The sequence below is a fragment of the Pedobacter sp. GW456-11-11-14-TSB4 genome (genome assembly GCF_059424425.1).
The window spans coordinates 178,918-196,195 of the sequence record NZ_JBWKZK010000003.1; the positions used below are offsets into that span (position 1 = coordinate 178,918).

At 34.7% G+C, this 17,278-nt stretch carries 15 protein-coding genes and 1 other RNA gene; 8 read left to right on the top strand and 8 right to left on the bottom strand.

Annotated elements, in window-relative coordinates; translation table 11 throughout:
• The first annotated feature begins 1 nt into the window (after position 1).
• The 7 genes from AC07XU_RS12465 to AC07XU_RS12495 all read left to right on the top strand — a co-directional run bounded on the left by AC07XU_RS12465 (position 2) and on the right by AC07XU_RS12495 (position 10,130).
• A complete protein-coding gene (locus tag AC07XU_RS12465; RefSeq protein WP_494943958.1) occupies positions 2 to 1,138 on the top strand; it encodes a glycoside hydrolase family 18 protein in 1,137 nt (378 codons plus the stop codon).
• Complete coding sequence (locus tag AC07XU_RS12470; RefSeq protein ID WP_494943959.1) at positions 1,138 to 3,600, top strand: glycoside hydrolase family 2 protein; 2,463 nt, start codon at positions 1,138 to 1,140, stop codon at positions 3,598 to 3,600. Before AC07XU_RS12465 ends, AC07XU_RS12470 begins: the two co-directional genes overlap by 1 nt.
• 2 nt (positions 3,601 to 3,602) lie before the next feature.
• Complete coding sequence (locus AC07XU_RS12475; protein WP_494943960.1) at positions 3,603 to 4,766, top strand: alginate lyase family protein; 1,164 nt, start codon at positions 3,603 to 3,605, stop codon at positions 4,764 to 4,766.
• Positions 4,767 to 4,776: 10 nt separating this feature from the next.
• On the top strand, positions 4,777 to 6,282 hold the full coding sequence (locus AC07XU_RS12480; RefSeq protein ID WP_494943961.1) for a hypothetical protein: 1,506 nt from the start codon (positions 4,777 to 4,779) through the stop codon (positions 6,280 to 6,282).
• A gap of 9 nt (positions 6,283 to 6,291) precedes the next feature.
• Entirely contained in the window at positions 6,292 to 7,470 is a 1,179-nt protein-coding gene (locus AC07XU_RS12485) for a glycoside hydrolase family 88 protein (RefSeq protein ID WP_494943962.1), read from the top strand.
• Positions 7,471 to 7,575: 105 nt separating this feature from the next.
• Complete coding sequence (locus AC07XU_RS12490) at positions 7,576 to 8,298, top strand: RluA family pseudouridine synthase (protein WP_494943963.1); 723 nt, start codon at positions 7,576 to 7,578, stop codon at positions 8,296 to 8,298.
• 41 nt (positions 8,299 to 8,339) lie between these two features.
• Positions 8,340 to 10,130 carry a chloride channel protein gene (locus AC07XU_RS12495; protein ID WP_494943964.1) on the top strand — a complete coding sequence of 597 codons (1,791 nt, stop codon included), beginning with the start codon at positions 8,340 to 8,342 and terminating at the stop codon, positions 10,128 to 10,130.
• A gap of 44 nt (positions 10,131 to 10,174) precedes the next feature.
• On the opposite strand, the gene AC07XU_RS12500 is transcribed toward AC07XU_RS12495, so the two are convergent.
• A complete protein-coding gene (locus AC07XU_RS12500; RefSeq protein ID WP_494943965.1) occupies positions 10,175 to 11,572 on the bottom strand; it encodes a sigma-54-dependent transcriptional regulator in 1,398 nt (465 codons plus the stop codon).
• 123 nt (positions 11,573 to 11,695) lie between these two features.
• Between AC07XU_RS12500 and AC07XU_RS12505 the strand changes: the two genes are divergently transcribed.
• Positions 11,696 to 12,805, top strand: coding sequence for a cytochrome-c peroxidase (locus AC07XU_RS12505; RefSeq protein ID WP_494943966.1), 1,110 nt, complete (start codon positions 11,696 to 11,698; stop codon positions 12,803 to 12,805).
• Between the two features lie 560 nt (positions 12,806 to 13,365).
• Here AC07XU_RS12505 and rnpB read toward each other — a convergent pair.
• From rnpB to AC07XU_RS12540, 7 genes are all read right to left on the bottom strand, one after another.
• An RNA gene (rnpB, locus tag AC07XU_RS12510) (RNase P RNA component class A) lies at positions 13,366 to 13,740 on the bottom strand.
• Between the two features lie 56 nt (positions 13,741 to 13,796).
• Positions 13,797 to 14,249, bottom strand: a complete 453-nt coding sequence (locus tag AC07XU_RS12515; RefSeq protein ID WP_494943967.1) for a c-type cytochrome — start codon at positions 14,247 to 14,249, stop codon at positions 13,797 to 13,799.
• A 1-nt stretch (position 14,250) separates the two neighbouring features.
• A complete protein-coding gene (locus AC07XU_RS12520) occupies positions 14,251 to 14,895 on the bottom strand; it encodes an SCO family protein (protein ID WP_494943968.1) in 645 nt (214 codons plus the stop codon).
• Positions 14,896 to 14,995: 100 nt separating this feature from the next.
• Positions 14,996 to 15,253 (bottom strand): YHS domain-containing protein, encoded by a 258-nt coding sequence (locus AC07XU_RS12525; RefSeq protein ID WP_494943969.1) that lies wholly within the window; start codon positions 15,251 to 15,253, stop codon positions 14,996 to 14,998.
• 21 nt (positions 15,254 to 15,274) lie between these two features.
• Positions 15,275 to 15,904, bottom strand: a complete 630-nt coding sequence (locus AC07XU_RS12530) for an SCO family protein (RefSeq protein ID WP_494943970.1) — start codon at positions 15,902 to 15,904, stop codon at positions 15,275 to 15,277.
• Complete coding sequence (locus AC07XU_RS12535; RefSeq protein ID WP_494943971.1) at positions 15,904 to 16,338, bottom strand: hypothetical protein; 435 nt, start codon at positions 16,336 to 16,338, stop codon at positions 15,904 to 15,906. Before AC07XU_RS12535 ends, AC07XU_RS12530 begins: the two co-directional genes overlap by 1 nt.
• 12 nt (positions 16,339 to 16,350) lie before the next feature.
• Positions 16,351 to 17,274 carry a transporter family protein gene (locus AC07XU_RS12540; RefSeq protein WP_494943972.1) on the bottom strand — a complete coding sequence of 308 codons (924 nt, stop codon included), beginning with the start codon at positions 17,272 to 17,274 and terminating at the stop codon, positions 16,351 to 16,353.
• Between the last annotated feature and the right edge of the window lie 4 nt (positions 17,275 to 17,278).

A 17,278-nucleotide genomic window follows, 5' to 3' on the forward strand; every position in this document is an offset into this window, starting at 1 on the left:
AATGGATAAAATTATCAATAGAAACATCGCTTACATTTTTATAGTTCTTTTAACTATAGCTTTATTAGTGGCTTTTAAAACAGCTGATAAAAAGCCTGTTGTTATTGGTTATGTTACTGGCTATAGCGGTTTCATAAACGTAAATGAAATTGATGCAAATAAGCTTACACACATTAATTACGCATTTGTTAATGTAAAAAACAATCAAGCCTATCTTGATAATTATAAAAGAGACTCCACAAATTTTGTGCGCTTAAATAGCCTAAAGCAAAAGAACCCAAATCTTAAAATTTTAATTTCTATTGGTGGTTGGTCTTGGAGCGAAAATTTTTCAGATGCAGTATTAACTGATTCGCTTCGTAAAGGTTTTGCTATAAGCTCGGTACAGATTATAAAAAATCATAATTTAGATGGTGTAGATATTGATTGGGAATATCCTGGAATGCAAGGTGAAGAAGGAAATGTTTATCGCCCAGATGACAAGCAAAACTTTACTTTAATGTTTGAGGCGATTAGAAAAGAACTTGACGTTTTAGAAAAGGAAACTGGCAAAAAAAAGTTGCTAACCACTGCTACTGGCGGATTTCCTTACTTTTTAAACAATACAGAAATGTGTAAAGCGGCAAAATATTTAGATTTCGTTAATTTAATGACTTACGATTATTATTCTTCTAAAGTTGCTGGTCACCACACTAATTTATTCGTGAGTAAAACCTATCCATCAAATAATTCTGCCGATAAAGCCATTAAAGCTTATATCGCCGCTGGTGTTCCTGCTCATAAAATAGTTATCGGGTTAGCTTTTTATGGTCGTAACCTTCAGCTAAATGAAACTGCAAAAACTGGTTTAGGAGATATCATTTTATCTTCTGCAAATAGTTATGGTAAGGGTTATACTTTTCTAAAAGATAGCTTAATCAATAAAAAAGGATTTATAGAATTTAGAGATGAAGATGCAAAAGCTTCCTTCTTATTCAATTCAAATACAAAGCAATTTATATCTTATGACAATGAATGGTCGGTAGCAAATAAATGCAATTATGTGCTTAAAAATAAGCTAGCAGGCGTAATGTTTTGGGAATATAGCTCCGATAAAAAAGGTTACTTATTAAATCAGATTACTAAAAGTTTTAACTAATGTTAAAAAAAGCGAGTTACTTAATTTTATTTAATTTACTTTTTGGCCATGCCATTCTACAAGCTCAAATTAAAACACGTTTAAATACTGGTTGGGAGTTTGTGAAAATGGATTTGGGAGGAGTTTGGGAAGCTGTAAGACCTGTGAAGGCGGGTAATCCAGAAGAACTTCCATTTTGGAAAAAGATTAATTTACCACATTGTTTTAATGATGTGGATGCCGTTGATCCTGATGTGAATTACTACCAAGGGCCAGGTTGGTACCGTACTAATTTAGAAATAGATAATCCTTATAGTAACGGTAAAACAATTTTGCATTTTGAAGGAGCCGGACAAAAAACGATTGTTTATATCTATAATATTAAAGTTGCAGAACATGTTGGTGGATATGACGAATGGAAAGCAGATATTACAGATGCGGTTGCGGAATTTAAAAAAAATCCACTATTTAAAACACAATTCAAAGGCAAAATACCTCTTATAATTCGTTGTGATAACAGTAGAGATTTAGAAATGATTCCTTCTAGTTTATCAGATTTTAATGTTTATGGGGGCATTTACAGATATTTAAATCTTGTGTATAATCCGCAAGTTTCAATTGATAAACTTTTTGCAACTGCCACACTTACCGATGATCTTAAAACGGGTAAATTAAAAATTATAGCACGCTTAAATCCCTTTAAAACTGGTGAAAATGCCCAACTAAAAATAAATGTTTTAGATCCGAAGGGAATAAGCGTTTTAAATCTTGCCAAATCCATCAAATCTTTTAAAACAGATTCTGTTTTGGTTGATTGGAATATTAAATCGCCCACATTATGGTCAACTGAAAATCCTCATTTATATACTGTTACGACTGAGCTCATAGTAGATGGTCAGAAATCCACCCTAACTGAAAAAGTGGGTTTTAGAAAGTTCGAGTTTGTAAAAAAAGGACCATTCATGCTAAATGGCAAGCGACTTTTGTTACGTGGTACTCATCGACACGAAGATCATGCGGGTGTTGGGGCAGCAATGACCGAAGAGATGATTATTACCGAGATGAAGATGATGAAAGAAATGGGTGTTAATTTTATCCGTTTAGGACATTATCAGCAATCTCGAATTGTTTTAGATGCTTGTGATAGTTTAGGGATTTTGGTATGGGAAGAAATTCCTTGGTGCAGGGGTGGTTTGGGTGGTAAAATTTATCAAGATCAAGCAAAGCGGATGCTAACGAACATGATTGAACAGCATTACAATCACCCATCAATTATTATTTGGGGTTTAGGAAATGAAAATGATTGGCCAGGAGATTTCGAAGAGTTCGATAAAGAGAAAATCAGAACTTTTATGAAAGAATTAAACAATTTATCACATCAGTTAGATATCACAAGAAGTACAGCCATAAGGCGATGTGATTTTTGCAGAGACATTGTTGATGTTTATTCGCCGTCAATTTGGGCTGGCTGGTATCGTGGCGATTATACCGAATATAAAGATGTTTCTTTGGCAGAATTTAATAAATCAGATCGATTTTTACATGTAGAATGGGGTGGTGATAGTCATGCTCGTCGCCACTCAGAAAATCCAGATAACGCCCTAAGTAAAATTAAAAAAGGCGGCGGCGCCGATGAAAGAGCTGGTGATGCTTCATTATATGGCGGAGCCGCAAGAGTGAGCAAAGATGGCGACTGGAGTGAAAGTTACATTGCAAACCTAATCGATTGGCATTTAAAAGAACAAGAGACTATGCCATGGTTAAGCGGTACGGCTTATTGGCCATTTAAAGATTTTTCTACTCCAATCCGACCAGAAAATCCGGTGCCTTATGTTAACCAAAAAGGAGTTATTGAACGCGATTTCACCAAAAAGGAAGCATTTTACATTTTTCAATCTTATTGGACCACGCAACCAATGGTTCATATTTATGGGCATACTTGGCCAACAAGATGGGGAGATGAAGGTGAAGAAAAAATGGTAAAAGTATATTCTAATTGCGATGAAGCGGAGCTTTTTGTGAATGGTAAAAGTTTTGGCGTGAGAAAAAGAAATAGTCAAAATTTTCCGGCTGCTGGTTTACGTTGGCAAGTGCCTATGCACAAAGGAAACTACACTTTTAAAGTTGTTGCTAAGAAAGGTAAAGTAACAGTGACTGACGAAATTACGCAAAACTACCAAACCGAAAAGTGGAATAAGCCAACAAAAATGACACTAAATAAAATTGATGAAAAAGATGGTATTGCTACTTTGGAGGTTAAGGTTTTTGATGAGAATGGTGTTCATTGCTTGGATGCTGTAAATTTGGTTTCATTTAATTTAGTGGGCGATGGTGAACTTTTAAAAGATCAAGGTACTTCAACTGGATCGGCTAAAGTGCAATTGTATAATGGCAGGGCAATTATTAAAATGAAAACCAACAATGCCAAAAGCATAGTCTCGGTTCAATCGGTAACAATGCCAACTGTATTTTTAAATCTGTAGCTATGAAAAAAGCAATGATATCTTTCCTGTTAATTACGTTTGCTTTTATCGCCTTTGGCCAAAAACAAAGTATTGGCGAACAAGCGGTTGAAGTTTTAAGTAAACAGGTTTTACTTGATGCGAATTGGGCATTAAAGCAACAACCCATCACTGTAACTGCCCACAGTTCGCCCAGAAGTGCAGGAGGCAAGAATGATTTCTTCTCAGAGGCTGATTATTGGTGGCCAAATCCTAAAAACCCTGAAGGTCCATACATTAATCGAGATGGAGAAACAAATCCCGATAATTTTGTAGCACATCGTAAGGCGATGATTAGGTTTAGCGAAATTATAGGTGCTTTAGCTTCAGCTTACAAAATTACTGGAGATGAAAAATACGTAAGGCATGCTGTTAATCATTTAAAAGCATGGTTTGTGAATAAAGAAACCTTAATGAACCCTAACTTACTTTTTGCGCAAGCTGTTAAAGGCGTAGCAACGGGCAGGAGTTGGGGCATAATTGATACTATTCATTTAATGGAAGTGGCTCAGGGTGTTATGGTGATGGAAAATGCTAAATCATTTAACAAACAAGATTTATTTACCATAAAAAAATGGTTTACTGCTTATACACTATGGCTAAATACAAGCAAACCTGGTGTTGCAGAAAAGCTATCTAAAAATAACCATAGTGCATGTTGGGTAATGCAAGTAGCGTCTTTTGCAAAGTTATGCAATGATCAAACAATGCTTGATTCATTGAGATGGAGATATAAAAATGTTTCATTAGCTAATCAAATGGCGGTTAATGGCAGCTTTCCATTAGAGTTAGAAAGAACCAAACCTTTTGGTTATTCTATCTTTAATTTAGATGCATTTACAATGATCTGTCAAATTTTATCCACACCAAAAGATAACCTATGGAATTACCAAACGCCTGACGGAAAATCAATTTACGAAGGCATCACTTATCTATATCCTTATGTTGCAGATAAAAGCAAATGGACTTTAAAGCCTGATGTGATGTTTTGGAATAATTGGCCAGTAGCTCAACCATTTTTAATTTTCGGAGCAAATCACTTTCAAAATCAGACATGGTTTAACACATGGAGAAGTTTAGATTTAAAACCCTCTAATGAAGAAGTAATCCGTAATGTTCCTATCAGACATCCTTTAATTTGGTTATAATATGAGATTAATGCCCTTTAATAATGTAATCTTACTCGTTTTTGCTCTGGTAATTACGCACACAGTTTCGGCTCAAAAATTTTGGGAATCAAAGTATGTAAAGCTTAAAAGTGATGGAAAGTTGGCTTACCTACCAGATCAGTTAGGTGATATTATACCTGATTTTAGTAGAGTGGGCTATCATCAAAATTTATTGGAAATCCCAAATGTTCCAGTTATGCTTACGCTTTCTGCTACAGGCGATAACGATCAGCAAAAAATACAAAATGCGATAAATGAACTTGCTAAAATCCCTTTGGACGCCAAAGGAATTAGAGGAGCAATATTGCTCAAAGGCGGAATTTATAAAATACCTGGCAGTATTAAAATTAATGCAAGTGGTATCGTTTTACGGGGAGAAGGAGATGAAACGGTATTGGTTGCAACAGGTAAAGGGCAACGAAAAACAATCATCGCCTCTGGCAACGGAAAATTAGAAGAAATACCTAATACACGAACAAAAATTACAGATAATTATGTGCCAGTTGGGGCAAAGCATTTTAATTTGACCTCTACCAAAGGATTAAAAGTAGGCGATAAAATTGTTGTTTTTAGACCGGGTACTGCAAATTGGATTAAAGATTTAAAAATGGATCAGATTGAGCCAAGGCCAACCTTAATACAATGGAAAGCTGAAGATTACCATCTGGAATTTGAACGTGTAATAACTGCTATAAAAGGAAACAGAATTGATATCGATAATCCAATTGTTATGGCAATGGAAACAAAATATGGTGGTGGAGAAATTTATAAATATACATTTGATGGCAGAATAAATGAGGTGGGAATTGAGAATTTATTGATTGAATCTGAATATAATGGAGATACAGATGAAGATCATGGATGGGATGCAATTTCATACAACAGAATAGAAAATAGTTGGGTGAGTGGGGTTACAGGTAGGTATTTTGGTTATTCTTGTGTTAATTTAGGTGGATTAAGCAAACAGATTACTGTAAAAGATTGCAGGTATCTTTCTCCCAAATCTCAGATTACTGGAGGTAGAAGATATTCGTTTAACAATGATGGTCAGTTGAATTTAGTGATGAATTGTTACGCATCTGAAGGCAGGCATGATTATGTTACAGGAGCCAAAGTTGCCGGACCAAATGTTTTTTACAATTGCAAATCAGAAAATGCTAAAGCAGATATTGGTCCGCACCACCGTTGGGCAGTTGGTACGCTATACGATAATGTAATAACAGATGGAGAAATCAATATTCAAGATCGTGGCAACTGGGGTACCGGACATGGTTGGTCTGGTGTAAATCAGGTGCTTTGGAATTGTACTGCGAGCAAAGTTGCTATCCAAAATCCTTATGTAAGCGGTAAAAATTATGCTTTTGGTTTAAAAGCAACGCTTGATAGTGGTAGATTAAAAGATAGGCCAGTTGGGGTTATTGAAGGATTAAACAAAACTGGTTTAATGCCAAAATCATTGTATCTAAAACAATTAGAAGAACTTAAGAAAAAATAAATCATGAAAATGAAACTAAAATTAATTGCAGTAATGTTGTTAGCTTTTACTTTGGTGCAGGCGCAAAATGTAAATGTAAAACAAGTGATGAACAGTGCTTTAGTGCAAACCAATTTTTTAATTAAAAATGTTGACTCTGCAAGGCTCATTAAACCAAACTTAGTGTCTCCAAGAACGGTAGAAAACGGTCAGTTTAAAATGGTAATCTCAAGAGATTGGACAAGTGGATTTTTTCCTGCTCAGTTGTGGTTTTATTATCAATATACTAAAGATAAAAAATGGTTAACCTTGGCTCAAAAATATACAGAGGATATCAAAAAGGAACAGTTTAATAAAGGCACACACGATTTAGGCTTCATGATTTATTGTCCTTTCGGTAACGGATATAAATCAACTAAGGATGAGGCCTATAAAGATGTAATTATTCAAGCTGCAAAATCCTTGTCGACTAGATTTAATGCGAAAGCAGGTGTTATCAAATCTTGGGATCATAACACCGATAAATGGAAGTTTCCGGTTATTATTGACAATATGATGAATTTAGAATTATTGTTTGAAGCTACCAAATTTACAGGCGATTCATCATTTTATAAAGTAGCGGTTTCTCACGCAGATAAAACCATTAAAAATCATTACCGTGCAGATTTTAGCTCATGCCATGTTATAGATTATGACACCGTTTCGGGTAATGTTCGCAACAAATTAACAGCTCAAGGCTATGCCAACGAATCTGCTTGGGCACGTGGACAAGCTTGGGGTTTGTATGGCTATACCTTGTGTTACCGATATACTAAAAATTCAACTTATTTAAAGCAAGCTGATGCGATAGCAAACTACATTTTAAGTAGTAAAATTACTCCAGAGGACGGCATACCTTATTGGGATTATAATGATCCGATGATCCCGAATGTTTCTAGGGATGCATCTGCAGCGGCAATAACTGCATCTGCATTATATGAATTGGCAAAATTTAGTAAGGCGAATGCAAAAAAATATAAAGCCGAGGCTGATAAAATTTTATCTTCATTAAGTTCAAAATACACGAATGAAATTGGTACAAACCATGGTTTCTTATTAGCGCATAGTACAGGTCATCGCCCTGCGAAATCTGAAATTGATGTGCCTATTAATTATGCGGATTATTATTACATTGAAGCATTGCTTAGAAAGACAAACAAAGGTTATTAGCCAGCATTAACGGTTATAAAATACTTTTGGTAACATCTTAAAGCTATAAGATGTTACCATTGCCCTTAAATATTTGTACTTTTGTACTTTATTTAAATAAACAGTGTGAAGTACCCAAATTTTAAAGATCTCATCCTATTCGAAAACAACGATTTTATCGTCATAAATAAACCTCCATTTGTTGCTTCTTTAGATGAGCGTGGTGCTGCTGGCGAAGTAAATATTTTGCGTTTAGCTAGGCAATACACAGATGATGCGCAGGTTTGCCATCGTTTGGATAAGGAAACTTCTGGAGCTATCGTTATTGCGAAAAATCCAGATGCCTACCGTCATTTATCAATGCAGTTTGAGCGAAGAAAGGTAAAAAAGATCTATCATGCTGTGGTTGATGGACAATATCAATTTGATAATTTATTTGTTGATTTGCCTATTTTAAATGATGGCAATAAAAATGTAACGATTGATAGGGCAGAAGGCAAAAGAGCAGAAACTTTTTTTACATCGATAAAATATTATAAACATTACACTTTGGTAGAGTGTAAGCCAGTTACCGGCAGAATGCACCAAATAAGAATACATTTGGCTACTCAGCGTGCTGCCATTTGTGGCGATACAATGTATAAAGGTAAACCAGTTTTCTTATCTTCAATAAAAAAGGGTTATCGCTTATCTAAAGATGAAGAAGAACAGCCGATTATGAAGCGTTTTGCCTTACATGCGAAAGAAATTACATTTAAAGGTTTAGATGATCAGGATATCCATGTTGAAGCACCATATCCAAAAGACTTTACAACTCTTTTAAAATTGCTTGATAAATTTGATGTTTAAAGAAAACGCTCCATTTTCTTAAAACTTAAAAAACAATTAAAATGTATGTACGGTTTGTAAGCTTAGTTGATCAACTTAATTCTTACCGCAAAACTAAAATATCGAATAGAAATTTTTTGGTTATTGCTGCTGTACTTGTAGGTGTTTTTGCTGGCTTAGCAGCTTCGTTGTTAAAAACGATTACCCACCACATCGAAAATTTCTTGCAAACCGACTTAAATTGGCAGTATAAATACTATCTGTATTTGCTTTTTCCAATGATTGGTATTTTCTTGTCGGTGCTTTATGTAAGAAGGTTCATTAAAAAAGGAAAATTTGAAACTGGTTTAACGCCTTTACTTTATACCATTTCAAAAAAATCTAGTCATGTAGAAGCGCACAATATTTATTCGCAAATTATAACCTCTGCTTTAACTGTTGGTTTTGGAGGTTCTACCGGTTTAGAGGCCCCAATCGTTACAACTGGTTCATCTATAGGTTCAACGGTAGGTAGGTTTTTAGGTTTATCTCAGCGTGAAATTACTTTGCTTTTAGCTTGTGGTGCAGCTGGAGGTATTGCTGGTGCATTTAACAGCCCCATCGCCGGAATTGTATTTGCCATAGAAATTTTGTTGCCAGAATTTACTATTCCTGCATTTATACCATTATTATTGGCTTCGGCTACTGCGGCGGTAGTTGCTAGGTTTTTTTATAATGAGCAATTGTTCTTTTTAGCAACCGAAGGTTGGGTAACCTCATCTATAGGGTATTATATTTTATTAGCGGCAGTTATTGGCTTGTTTTCAATTTATTTTACCAAAGCAAATTATGCCATCAAAAGTTTTTTTTATCAAATAGATCATCCTTACAAAAAGGTTGTAATCGGTGGCTTAATGCTAGGTTTATTGGTTTTTCTTTTTCCAACTCTATATGGCGAAGGATACATCACCATTAAAAATTTACTGAAAGGAGATCACATTGCTGTAATTACAAACAGTATATTCTCTTCTTACAGTTCATTTCCAGTATTAATCATTTTATTTACTCTGGTTACAGTTTTTGCAAAATCTATAGCTACTTTGGTTACTTTAGGTGCAGGTGGTAACGGTGGTATTTTTGCACCAAGTTTAATTATAGGCGGACTTTTAGGTTTTACAGTAGCTTTTACCATTAATACATTAGGAATAGCGCAAGTAAATACCGCAAATTTTATTGTTGCCGGTATGGCGGCTTCATTAGGTTCAATTATGCATGCACCTTTAACAGGTATATTTTTAATTGCCGAAATTACTGGCGGATATGTTTTAATGGTGCCTTTAATGATTACCACAGCTATTGCATATTTAATTAATAGAAGCGTAAACAAATATTCAATTTACACCAAACCACTGGCAGATAAAGGAGAACTTTCTCATCATGAAGACAAGGATACTACAGTATTAAACATGATGAAGTTAAAATACTTGATTGAGAAAGATTATCTAATACTCAATGAAAATGATGTAATTAAAAATAGATTATCTGATATTCTACAATCAAAACGTAACATATTTCCAGTAGTTGATGATTTAGGTGTTTTTAAAGGGTTATTATATGTGGAGGAGATTTTGAAAAAATCAGTCTCACTAAATAATGATAGTGAGTTTATGGTGAATGAGTTAATGAAAGATGCGCCAGTAGTATTAAATATTAATGCCGAACTAAAAGATGTTTTGCAAAAAATGGAAGCAGAAAATGCTTGGATTTTGCCTGTATTAGATCAGCAAAATAAATTCAAAGGTTTTATTTCTAAAACTGCAATTTTTAATAAATATAGGGCAATGTTAGTAAGGCAAGCTCAATATATGGATTAGAATGAAAGGCTGTAAAGTTTAAACTTTACAGCCTTCAAACTTAACTATTCAGATCTTTTTAAACCGAATTTTTCTATTTTACTGTATAAATGACTGCGTTGTATTTCAATATCATCTGCAGTTTTAGAAACATTCCAATTGTTCTTCTCTAGTTTAAATTTAATAAATTCTTTTTCTGCAAAGTCTTTGTAATCCTGAAAGTTAGAGAATTTATCATAAGGAACTGTTGAACTCACTTGGGCTGCAGCAGCATTGCTATTTCCTGTGCCAATGTTTGTACCGCCAGTTGGGTTTGCAAATGCAATCACATCATTTTCAGTAATGCTTTTATCACTTAAAATAATTAAACGCTCAATCATGTTATGTAGCTCACGTACATTACCTGTCCATGGTAATGCCTTTAAAGCTTCCATTGCACTTTCGCTTATTTTTTTAACAGGCATGCCATAATCGCCACAAATTTCTTCTAAAAATTGTTGTGCAATAACAGGTATATCATCCGTACGTTCAGTTAAATGTGGTACATGAATATTAATTACATTTAAGCGATGGTAAAGGTCCATTCTAAAATTACCATCCTCAATTTCCTTTAACAAATCCTTATTGGTTGCCGCTAAAACTCTAACATTTACATCTAATTCTTTTTCGCCACCAACACGTGTAATTTTATGTTCTTGCAAAGCTCTTAAAACTTTGGCTTGTGCAGAAAGGCTCATGTCGCCAATTTCATCTAAAAATAAAGTTCCTCCGTTCGCCAATTCAAATTTACCTATACGTTGTTTTACTGCAGAGGTAAATGAACCTTTCTCGTGACCAAATAATTCACTCTCAATTAATTCTGACGGAATTGCGGCGCAATTAACTTCAATTAGCGGGCTATCTGCTCTGTTAGATTTTTCGTGTATCCAACGGGCAACCAACTCTTTACCGCTACCATTTGCACCAGTAATTAAAACTCGTGCTTCGGTTGGCGCAACTCTGTCAATTGTTTCTTTAATTTTGCTTATGCTATCAGATTCGCCTAAAATATGGCGAGTTTTACTAACTCTACGTTTTAATACCTTTGTTTCTGTTACTAAATTACCTCTATCTAAAGCATTTCGAACAGTGATCAATAAACGGTTTAAATCAGGTGGTTTAGATACAAAATCAAAAGCTCCTTTTTTACTAGCCTCAATAGCAGTTTCTACAGTACCGTGCCCAGAGATCATGATAAATGGAAGATCTGGTTTTAGGATTTGTGCGTTTTCTAGCACTTCCATACCATCCATTTTATTCATTTTGATATCACACAATACTAAATCATAATTGTTTTTCTTGATGAGTTCTAATCCGTCAATTCCATTATCAATGTCATCAACATCATAACTTTCGTATTCTAAAATTTCACGTAAAGTACTTCTTATCGCTCTTTCGTCGTCTATTATAAGTAGTTTAGCCATTTTTGGGTTTAAGTGTGTTAAAGAGTGCTAATATATTATTTTTTGTTAAATGTATAGTTTTTTATACAGTTAAAACGAAAAAATTAGCGATTGGTTTTTCTAAGTTGTATTTGATTGATATTTATGATTAACTTAGGTACTGCAATTGAAAAAATGAATATTAAAAAATCAGCTGTTTATTGTGCCGTAGCTTTGCTGATGATGTTATTGTCATGCGGTAAAGACGAGCCAATTGTAATTAATGATAGTTTACATCCCTTTGAGCTCAAGGTTCCTACAAACTTTCCTAAACCAACTTTAGATATCAATAATCAACTAACAACCGAGGGAATTGCGTTGGGTAGGTTGCTATTTTTTGACGTAAAATTATCTGGTAACAATAGCATCTCCTGTGCCTCATGCCATAGGCCAGAATTAGCTTTTACAGATGCCGTACCACAAACAAATATTGGTTTTACTGGCATTCCGCTGCCTAGAAACGCTTCTGCTTTAATTAATTTAGCTTGGGCAAATAATGGCTTAAATTGGGATGGAATTTCAAATAGTCTACAATCGCAAGCGCTTATACCTTTAACCGACTTGCATGAAATGAATGAAAAGTTGCCAGATTTAGAAGTAGAATTAAAACGAATTCCGGATTATGTAACCCGATTTAGGAAAGTTTTTAATGATGATATCAAAGCCGAATTGATTGCGAAAGCATTAGCACAATTTCAAAAAACGCTCATTTCTGGTGATTCTAAATACGATCAATTTGTTAGAAAAGAAAACAATATAAGTTTAAGTGCGCTCGAGACACAGGGTTTAAATTTAGTTAAACAAAAATGTAGTAATTGCCATGCTGGCGAATTATTTACCGATAATGAGTTTCATAACAATGGTTTAGATGCAACTTTTACCGATCAATCTTTAGGAGGAGTATTTACTGGGAGATTTAGAGTGACGAGAAATACTAACGATTTAGGAAAATTTAAAACACCTACTTTAAGGAATGTAATTTTAACCGAACCTTACATGCATGATGGTAGATTTATTAACTTAACACAGGTTTTAGATCATTACAGTAATGGCGTAAAATCTTCACCAAGTTTAGATGCTTCGCTTGTGCAGCCAAATGGCAAAACTGGAATTTTATTAACCAGCGATGAGAAAACGGCAATTATCGCGTTTCTAACTACGCTAACCGATTATAAATTTGCCTCAAATAGAGATTTTAGTAATCCAAATCAATAAATCGTAAATAATATCGATTTTTTTGAAAACGATTGATAGTGCATTTTGGCTAATGCAGCCCTGCTCTTCGTTTTATTTCGTCCCAACCTAAAGGTCCGGACTACATGCTCACTCATATCAGGTTTATATTACGCAAGCTTTTGCTACTATGATGGGTTTACTTGCATAAGTCAAAGTACAAGTAAGTCATCCGATGAATATCAATTACTGTGAATATTCATCGGATGACTGTATTAACTAGCTAAAACTTACGAAATTTAATAGCTAGTTTGAAAAAAAAATAGTTTAACCTTAGCTCATACGTCAATGTGGGAGTTTTTTCATGTTGGCGTCTTCGCTAAAATTTTAATAATTCTTAATTCATTGGCAGCAGAATATGGAGCAATAAGGTTTTTGTAACTATGAGGGGTTTTACTTGCATTAGCCGATGTTTATAGCCCCGATGGAAGCGGACATGTAGTCCCGACCTTGAGGTTGGGACGAAATAAAGCAAACAGCGGGACTAAAGTTTGATAGCTTCAGATAATTGCGCTGCAAAAAAGTAATCAGTTTGAAAAAGAAAAAAATACAAGCCTGTAAGCCGGGTTCTGTCCTGATTGCTCAGTTTCTATCATTAATCCAGTCTAAACGTCGCCGTTTAGCTCTAACGACCTACCCACTAACATCGAACGAGCCGCCCTACATGCGTTAGCCTATTTGGTCTTTCAACTCCCGAGGTTTACCAAATCGCTAATCACTTAGCGAGATCGTGAGCTCTTACCTCACGTTTTCACCCTTATCCAGATGTAAAATCGGGACGGTATATTTTCTGTGGCACTTTCTGTCGTTTAGGTATTCAATCCTAAACGCCTTCCCGTTAGGAAGCGAGATGCTCTATGTTGCCCGGACTTTCCTCTCTTTCGATTACTCGAAACAGCGATAGAACGGCTTGCATTTTTTTGTAAAGATAATAAAAAGCTGAAAGACTAAAGGATAAAGAAGCTTGGCTATTTTAAAGCCCTCCTTTCTGGGAGGGTTGGGAGGGGCTACAGTTTTTTAAATCATTCTCTACAGTTTCTTGCTTATACATACCTTGGTTGTTGCCAAAAGTATTGGTAACGTAAGTAATTACCTGGGCAATGTCTATGTTTTCTAATTGATTAAACGCAGGCATTTTTTCGTGATAGGTTTTGCCATTAACTACCATTGGTTGGTTTGCGCCATTTTTAATATAACAAGCCAATTGTTGCTTGTTCTCTTTTAAAAATACACTGTCAGTTAAAGGTGGTGCCAATTCTCCCAAACCTTCACCGTTTGCACCATGGCAATTTTGGCAATATTTTACATAAATATCTTTGCCATTACTTTTGTAGGCGGCAAATTCAATTTCGCCAGAACTTTGGCAAGAGTAAATAATGGAGCAAATAATTAAAGAGAATATTGCTATGATGATTGATTTGCGCATATTAATTTTTTTCTGCCAATAACAGCGCTAAATCTTTTTTTAATAAATCTACTTGCTCAGTTTTTGTGCCATCATAGGCACCACGCATTCTTTTTTGCTTATCAATAAGTACTAGCCAGCCTTGGTGCATGTAACCATCTGGTGAGTCTAGATCTTCTGCAACTACTGTAAAATAATTTTTTTCGGCTAATTTGTAAATGTCTTCTTTGCTGCCGTAAACAAACTGCCATTTGGCTTGGTCAACACCTAATTTGTTAGCATATTTTTTTAGCACCGAAGGTTTATCGTATTTAAAATCAATAGTATGCGATAAATACATCACATCAGGGTTGCTTTTATAATCTTCGTAAACCGATTTTAAATTTCTATGCATGGTAGGGCAAATTGTGGTACAAGATGTAAAGAAAAAATCTGCCACGTAAACTTTGCCTTTAAAAGTATCTTGATTAATGAGAACACTATCTTGATTTAGTAGAGAAAAGTTTGGAATGGTTTGGTAAACCGTATCAATTCTTTCTATGCCAGCTTTATCTTTCACTATTACCGCCTCACGATCGCCGTAAATTGGCAACTTTTTTTCATTATGGCAAGCAACAAATAGTATGGAAACAAGAAAAATTACAAGTTTAGCATTTAATATTTTCATGATTTTATTTTAATAGACAAAGGTAAACTAAAAATGGTTTTAGCCTAAATTTTAATGGCATAACAAGGTAAAATAAAATGCCAAAACCATTTTTTAATTATTATTTTTTGATGTATTTTTTTTGTTGAGCCTCGAAAGATTTCTTACAACTTTCTGAACAAAAACCATAGGTTACTTTTTCAAAAACTACTGTTTTGGTATTGCCAGCTTTAACTTTCATTTTACAAACCGGATCGATGCCATCTTTCTTTAAAGTATCTATAGCCGCTTTTTGTTGTTTAATTTCTTTTTGTTTAGTGGCACTATATACTTGCGATAATGCTAAGCCTAGAGCTAAAATTAATATTGCTTTTTTCATTTAATTTATTTTAATCTTTGGTTATTTTTCTTTTAGCAGGATCTCCATATCTGCCATTAATTTATTTACATCTTCTTCCACAGTACCATCATAAGCACCTCTAATTCTCTTTTGTTTATCTACTAAAATCAAATATCCCTGATGCGCAAATCCTCCAGGTGCTTTGTTGTCCTCTTTGGTATAAACCATGTAATTTCTTTCTGCCAAGGCATAAATTTCATCTCTGGTTCCCCATAAAAACTGCCAATTGTTTCCTTTAATCCCCATTTTTTTGGCGTAAGCTTTCATTACCGATGGTTTGTCGTACTTTACATCAATGGTATGCGATGCATATTTTACTTCTGGATTGTTTTCGAACTTTTTATATACCTTAAATAAATTACGGTACATAGTAGGGCAAATGGTAGGGCAAGAGGTGAAGAAGAAATCGGCAACGTAAATGCTATTATCGAAATCTTTTAAAGTCACCACAGCACTATCCTGATTGTAGAGTTTAAAGTCAGGTATAGTTCTAAAAGTAGTGTCCTCTACTATTTTTCCATCAACCTCTTTAGCAACAACTTCCATTTGCAGGTAGGGGAGTTTTTCTGGTTTGCTACATGCTGTAATGACAACTATAACAGCTAATAACATCAATTTTGCTATTTTCATTATTTTTTAAATTTGGATAGATAAGTATCTGATTTTTTGATTTCTGTTTGATACAATTCGTTTACTTTAGCAATTTTATCATGTTCGTTTTTGTAGTAATTGTATACAGTAGTATCGGCTTCATTTTTAAAATCTCCATTAAAATTGTGCATCCAATTGTTCATGCTTTCTTCAGCTTTTACTAAATCGGTCATCAATTTTTGCATCTCTACTTTTTCTTCAGCGGTATCAATTGCCGGAAATTTAGTTTTTAATTTGCCCAAGTTTTTCAGTAGGGTGTCTATTTTCATTTGGTTGCCGATGATTTTGCTATGATCTGCCATTACTACATCATGCAGTTTCATTGTTTCATCTTTTATGGTTGTTACATCAGCCTTTGGCTTACAGGCACCAGCAAAAATTGCTATTGCAGAGATTATAATTAGTTTTTTCATGTTATTTAATTTTTAAAATGGGATTGAAATGTGTGTCATTATTCTATTGCCAGCAAAAGCTCTTCCGCCAGCTAAATTTTGAGATCTGATATTTTGATAATTGGCACCAAAAGAAATGCCCTTTAAAGCAAACTCAACTCCGGCAATAGCCGCTAACGAATGTCCTCCAGAAACCTCAACTTCATATTTACCGCTCTCAAAATCTTTGGCAGATGTTTCGTACAGAATACCAGCATTTGGTGCTATTGTAAAACTATGAAACAGCCTAAATTTATAATAAGCCAATAGGTTAGTAGTCAGTTTATTACCATATTTATAATCAAATTTATTTTCGGTATTGACTTTGTAATTTACATTGGCATTTAAACCCAAATCATTCAGGCGGATATCATAAGCTGCATTAAATGTGAAATCTGTACTAGCCGTACCCAGCTGAAAGTTATTTGGCGAATCCTGCAAAGCTAAACGTTCGCTGGGCTCATACTTGCCTGTTGGTGCTTTTACGCCAGCACCAAGCCATAATGATTGCACCAAAAGTTTACTACCCAATGTGCCAGTTTTATTAAAAAGGTTGTAATAGCCCATTAAAGCTACGTCACCCAAGCCATTTTTAGTGCCACGCTCATCCTGATTTATACGTTCATTAAAGTTGTAAGGTACAAAAGCTAAAACCCTAAATTTTTTCCCGATGTTCCACCCGCCCCAAAACTCGGCACTTTGATAGGTTTCATCAGTAGAAATTGGTGTGCGTTGACCCGTAGGTCCTAAATGAGTTTGCAAGGTTTTATATTGATACCTTAGGCCTATAAAACGCTTATTATATTCTGGCAAAATGCCGATGTAGTAACTGCCTACGCCACAACCACAAATGTCACATGCCTTTACAGTAAAACTGAAGGATATTGTTGCTAACGCGATGATTAATTTCAATTTCATTTTT

Excerpts from the sequence above, each read along its gene's own strand:
- AC07XU_RS12465 (WP_494943958.1), top strand. The coding sequence starts at position 2 with ATGGATAAAATTATCAATAGAAACATCGCTTACATTTTTATAGTTCTT.
- AC07XU_RS12470 (WP_494943959.1), top strand. The coding sequence starts at position 1,138 with ATGTTAAAAAAAGCGAGTTACTTAATTTTATTTAATTTACTTTTTGGC.
- AC07XU_RS12475 (WP_494943960.1), top strand. The coding sequence starts at position 3,603 with ATGAAAAAAGCAATGATATCTTTCCTGTTAATTACGTTTGCTTTTATC.
- AC07XU_RS12480 (WP_494943961.1), top strand. The coding sequence starts at position 4,777 with ATGCCCTTTAATAATGTAATCTTACTCGTTTTTGCTCTGGTAATTACG.
- AC07XU_RS12485 (WP_494943962.1), top strand. The coding sequence starts at position 6,292 with ATGAAACTAAAATTAATTGCAGTAATGTTGTTAGCTTTTACTTTGGTG.
- AC07XU_RS12495 (WP_494943964.1), top strand. The coding sequence starts at position 8,340 with ATGTATGTACGGTTTGTAAGCTTAGTTGATCAACTTAATTCTTACCGC.
- AC07XU_RS12500 (WP_494943965.1), bottom strand. The coding sequence starts at position 11,572 with ATGGCTAAACTACTTATAATAGACGACGAAAGAGCGATAAGAAGTACT.
- AC07XU_RS12505 (WP_494943966.1), top strand. The coding sequence starts at position 11,696 with ATGATTAACTTAGGTACTGCAATTGAAAAAATGAATATTAAAAAATCA.
- AC07XU_RS12515 (WP_494943967.1), bottom strand. The coding sequence starts at position 14,249 with ATGCGCAAATCAATCATCATAGCAATATTCTCTTTAATTATTTGCTCC.
- AC07XU_RS12520 (WP_494943968.1), bottom strand. The coding sequence starts at position 14,895 with ATGAAAATATTAAATGCTAAACTTGTAATTTTTCTTGTTTCCATACTA.
- AC07XU_RS12525 (WP_494943969.1), bottom strand. The coding sequence starts at position 15,253 with ATGAAAAAAGCAATATTAATTTTAGCTCTAGGCTTAGCATTATCGCAA.
- AC07XU_RS12530 (WP_494943970.1), bottom strand. The coding sequence starts at position 15,904 with ATGAAAATAGCAAAATTGATGTTATTAGCTGTTATAGTTGTCATTACA.
- AC07XU_RS12535 (WP_494943971.1), bottom strand. The coding sequence starts at position 16,338 with ATGAAAAAACTAATTATAATCTCTGCAATAGCAATTTTTGCTGGTGCC.
- AC07XU_RS12540 (WP_494943972.1), bottom strand. The coding sequence starts at position 17,274 with ATGAAATTGAAATTAATCATCGCGTTAGCAACAATATCCTTCAGTTTT.